The organism is Achromobacter sp. GbtcB20, from assembly GCF_019091095.1.
GTDB classification, from domain to species: domain Bacteria; phylum Pseudomonadota; class Gammaproteobacteria; order Burkholderiales; family Burkholderiaceae_B; genus Achromobacter; species Achromobacter mucicolens.
In genome coordinates, this window is the sequence record NZ_JAGXJZ010000382.1 from 1 (window position 1) to 319 (window position 319).

1 protein-coding gene is annotated in these 319 nt (G+C 65.2%); it reads right to left on the reverse strand.

Going from position 1 to position 319, the window contains the following annotated elements; all coding sequences use genetic code 11:
- The coding region (locus KVT32_RS29420) for an efflux RND transporter permease subunit (protein ID WP_217619355.1) at positions 1-319 on the reverse strand (319 nt) is incomplete at both ends.

Sequence of the window (319 nt, forward strand, 5' to 3'; positions counted from 1 at the left end):
GACCAGCACCATGGCTTCCAGCAGCGTGTGCACTACCTTTGTGATGGCCACGCTGACGAACTTGGAGGTGTCGAACGGCACCGAGTACGCAATGTCTTCGGGGTACGAAGCCGACAGTTCCTTCAGGCGGGCATTCACGGCCTTGACGGTGTCGGTGGCGTTGGCGCCCGGCGCAAGCTGCACCGCCGCGCCGACCGCCTTCTTGCCGTTCAGGCGCGTTTCGAAGTCATAGCCCTGGCGGCCGACTTCCAGGCGCGCAACGTCGGCCAGGCAGACGCAGGAGCCATCCGGATTGGCGCGCAGGACGATGCGCCCGAAT